The organism is Streptomyces sp. NH27 (genome assembly GCF_056859195.1).
Genome location: NZ_JACEGK010000651.1, coordinates 1 through 3,830 on the forward strand (window position 1 = coordinate 1; position 3,830 = coordinate 3,830).

Consider the following 3,830-nt stretch of genomic DNA (forward strand, 5'->3'; position numbering starts at 1 on the left):
GGCACACCGTCCGCGCCGGCTTCGGTGTCGCGACCACCGACACGGTCACCTGGCCGCCGCTCTCGGTCGCCGACGCCTGGTACGTGTCGCACGCCCCGCCCTCGTCGTGGAGTGTGAGGGTGCGGCCCACGGAGGTGTACGAGTCGATCGGCACGCGGTGCACGGTCCGGCCGCTGGGCGGGCTCGCCGGGCCCGTCGGCAGGATCGGCCCGCCAGGGTTCAGCGGCGGGGGAGAGGTCGGCCCGGTCGTCGCCACGCTGCCGGGGTCGCCGGCGATGTAGCGCGGGTCGACCGCGGTCTGCGTCACCACCGAGGTGTGCGCCGCCCCGGCCGGCGCGGTCTCGAACAGCCAGGCCGGCACCAGCGTCTGGACGCCCGCCACGTACTCCAGCGCGAGCCCGAAGGACGCGCCGCGCACCTCGGTCGGCTGCCGGCTGCCGCTGCCCGGGACGCAGGGCGTCTTGGAGGTGGCACCGGAATTCGTCGACGTCGCGCCGGACTTGGCACCGGGCTTCGCGGACGGCATCGGGACCCGGCACGGCACGATCCCGCCGTTCACGGCGCCCGGGTGCATGATCGTGGTGGACGAGTTCAGCTCCTTCAGCGCGGTGGCCGCGCTCACCAGCGGGTACGTGTCGCCCTTCGCGAGGTCCGACAGCCGGCCGAAGCCGTTGCTGATCCGGCCGTCCGCGCCGATCTGCAGTGACGTGGTCCAGCCGTGCGTGGGCATCCCGCCCACCCGCGGGTCCGCGCTCACCGTACGGATCGGGCCGACCGCGGTCGAGGCGTCCACCGTCGCGCCGGACAGCCCGAGCCCCTTGAGCACCGGCGCCGCCACGGCCGCCGCCTTCGCCGCGGGGACCGGGGAGGTGCCCGAACCGCCGGTCCGCGCGCCCGTCGCCGGTGCACCGCCCGAGGTGTACGACCAGGTGCCGGGCGCGGCCTTGCTCACCAGCAGCGACGGCTTGGCGGTCCCTGCTTCGGCGCCCGCCCGCCACGAGCCGTTCTCCGTGCGGACGCCGCCGGGCACGCCCAGCAGCTCGGCGAGGTGCTGCACGTCCGCGGTCGTCACGGCGCCGGACGCGTCGTACACCGCGGCCTTCCGCGGACCCTGGGGCAGCTTGCCGGTCAGGTGGTACGAGTCCGCGCCGCCGTCGGTCGGTCCCGAGGCGCCCGGGGCGGCGCCGTTCACCGGGGCGTCCATCCGAAGCGGGCTGACGCCCGCCTCGTCGCTACCGCCGCCGCCTCCGCCGCTCGCCGCGGACGCCCACCAGGCGCCGCCGCCGCCGGCCACCAGCACGGCCGCCGCGACCGCCGCTATGGCCCACCGGGGTTTACGGGTGGGGTGGTCACCGCTCTCCGGGTGCTCGGCGCTCTCCGCGTCCTGCGTGCCGTGCGTGCGGCCTTCGGCGGCGCCGTCGTCGCGTTCCTTGCTCACTGGGTGCTCCTTCGGCTCTGTCGACCGTCAGGTGCACGTTGGACGTGGCGGAGCGCGAAGCGGTTCCACCGTTCGAGTGAGGTGGTGGCGCGGGTGGTGCGGGCGGCGCGCGGTCAGGCGCCGTACTCCGTCATGTCCCGCACGGCGGCGACGGACTTCGGCGGGACGTGGATGCCGGGCGGGCGCACGTTCAGGGGCTGCGGCTGCGGCGGGGCCGGGCGGGTCCAGTGCTCCGCGGTGCGGTGGCAGTCGCCGAGCAGTTCCGCCATGCTTTCGGGGTTTTCCGTGTACGGCGCGGTGCGGGGAGTACTCATACTTCGACCCTAGGCACGTTCGAGGGGCGGACAAAGAGCTACCAACCGGTAGTTTTCGGGTCCCCGTCGTCCTGGCCGCCGTGCGCGCCCGGTCGTAGGGCCGGCGGCCGGTGACAAGCCACTGCTGACGGGTGGTCCGGGGGCGGCGGGACAGGGCTACCCGGGAGGGTCGTGGCGCCCGGCACCTGTAGCGTTAGGGGACCCCAAAACCGTTTCCCGGGAGCCGCCGTCGTGCGCATCGCCGTAACTGGATCCATCGCCACCGACCATCTGATGACCTTCCCCGGCCGGTTCGCCGATCAGCTCGTCGCGGACCAACTCCACACGGTGTCACTGTCGTTCCTCGTGGACGCGCTGGACGTGCGGCGTGGCGGGGTCGCCGCGAACATCTGCTTCGGCATGGGGCAGCTCGGCACGAAGCCGATCCTGGTCGGTGCGGCGGGCGCCGACTTCGCCGAGTACCGGGCCTGGCTGGACCGCCACGGCGTGGACACCGGCTCGGTACGGATCTCCGAGGTGCTGCACACCGCCCGCTTCATCTGCACCACCGACGAGGCGCACAACCAGATCGGCTCCTTCTACACCGGCGCGATGAGCGAGGCGCGGCTGATCGAGCTGCACCACGTTGCGGAGCGGGTCGGCGGCCTGGACCTGGTGTCCATCGGCGCCGACGACCCCGAGGCGATGATCCGGCACACCCAGGAGTGCCGGGCCCGGGACATCCCGTTCGCCGCGGACTTCTCCCAGCAGATCGCCCGGATGAACGGCGACGACATCCGGATCCTGGTCGACGGCGCCGCGTACCTGTTCAACAACGAGTACGAAGCCGGGCTGATCGAGTCCAAGACCGGCTGGAGCGCCGCGGAGATCCTGGACCGGGTGGACAACCGGGTGACCACGCTCGGCTCCAAGGGCGTGCGGATCGAACGCAAGGGCCGGCCGGACATCGTGGTCGGCTGCGCGCAGGAAGAGGCGAAGGTCGACCCGACCGGCGTCGGCGACGGCTTCCGCGCCGGGTTCCTGTCCGGCCTGGCCTGGGGCGTAGACCTGGAACGCGCCGCCCAGGTCGGCTGCATGCTCGCCACCCTGGTGATCGAGACGCTCGGCACCCAGGAGTACGAACTGCGCCGCGGCCACTTCATGGAGCGCTTCGCGAAGGCGTACGGCGACACGGCCGCCGACGAGGTGCGCGGGCACATCGGCGCCTGACCGTACCCCCGCACCACCGTACGTACGGGATGTCCCCGCTCAGCCGCGGCGCCGCACCACGTAGGCGACGCCGCGCTCGGCGGGGCGCTCGCCGACGTACTCCTGCGCGCGCATCTCGCACCACGCGGGGATGTCCAGCCGCGCGGCCTCGTCGTCGGACAGCACCGTGACGAGGCCGCCGACCGGCACATCGCCGATCACCTTGGCGAGTTCGATGACCGGGATCGGGCAGCGCTTGCCGAGCGAGTCGACCAGCAGGCCCTCGCTGCCGCCCTCGGCGCCCGGGGCGGCGTCACTTCCGCCGTCACTTCCGGCGGTGTTCCCGGCGGCGCTTCTGACGTCCCCTCCGGTGTCAACACCCGCTCCCCGTACGGTCGTCGGCGCGCCGAGATGCGCGCGCACCTGCGCCACCACCCCGGGCAGCGCGTCGAGGAAGCGGTCGACGTCCGCCGCGGAGGTGCCGGTCGGCAGCGACACCCGCACGTTCCCCTCCGACAACACCCCCATGGCCTTGAGCACGTGACTGGGCGTCAGGGTGCTCGACGTGCAGGAGGACCCCGAGGAGACCGAGAAGCCCGCCCGGTCCAGACCGGTCAACAGCGCCTCCCCGTCGACGTACAGGCAGGAGAAGGTGACCAGGTGCGGCAGCCGCAGCCGGTCGTGGCCGACCACCTCGACATCGGGGACGAGTCGCGGCACCGCCGCCCTGATCCGGTCCACCAGCACCGACAGGCGGGTCGCCTCGGCCGTCGCCTCCGCCCGCACCGCCCGCAGGGACGCGGCCGCGGCCACGATCGCGGGGAGGTTCCGGAAACCGGGGGAGCGGCCCGACTCTCGTTCGTCGGCGGGCTCCTGAGCGGCGTAGCGGG

The 3,830-nt window shown here is 73.6% G+C and carries 4 protein-coding genes; 1 reads left to right on the top strand and 3 read right to left on the bottom strand.

Annotated elements, in window-relative coordinates:
- Window positions 1-1,438 (bottom strand): hypothetical protein (locus AC13HU_RS33805; RefSeq protein ID WP_483045809.1); only part of this gene is annotated, 1,438 nt, incomplete at its 3' end.
- A gap of 113 nt (window positions 1,439-1,551) precedes the next feature.
- Complete coding sequence (locus AC13HU_RS33810) at window positions 1,552-1,752, bottom strand: hypothetical protein (protein ID WP_483045810.1); 201 nt, start codon at window positions 1,750-1,752, stop codon at window positions 1,552-1,554.
- Window positions 1,753-1,983: 231 nt separating this feature from the next.
- On the opposite strand from AC13HU_RS33810, the gene AC13HU_RS33815 reads away from it, so the two are divergent.
- Window positions 1,984-2,961, top strand: a complete 978-nt coding sequence (locus AC13HU_RS33815; protein WP_483045811.1) for a carbohydrate kinase family protein — start codon at window positions 1,984-1,986, stop codon at window positions 2,959-2,961.
- A 39-nt stretch (window positions 2,962-3,000) separates the two neighbouring features.
- Here the strand turns inward: AC13HU_RS33815 and AC13HU_RS33820 are convergent.
- A partial coding sequence (locus AC13HU_RS33820; RefSeq protein ID WP_483045812.1) for an aminotransferase class V-fold PLP-dependent enzyme occupies window positions 3,001-3,830 on the bottom strand: 830 nt, incomplete at its 5' end.

Bases quoted from the DNA above. Each gene is read 5' to 3' on its own strand.
- AC13HU_RS33810 (WP_483045810.1), bottom strand. From the start codon at position 1,752: ATGAGTACTCCCCGCACCGCGCCGTACACGGAAAACCCCGAAAGCATG.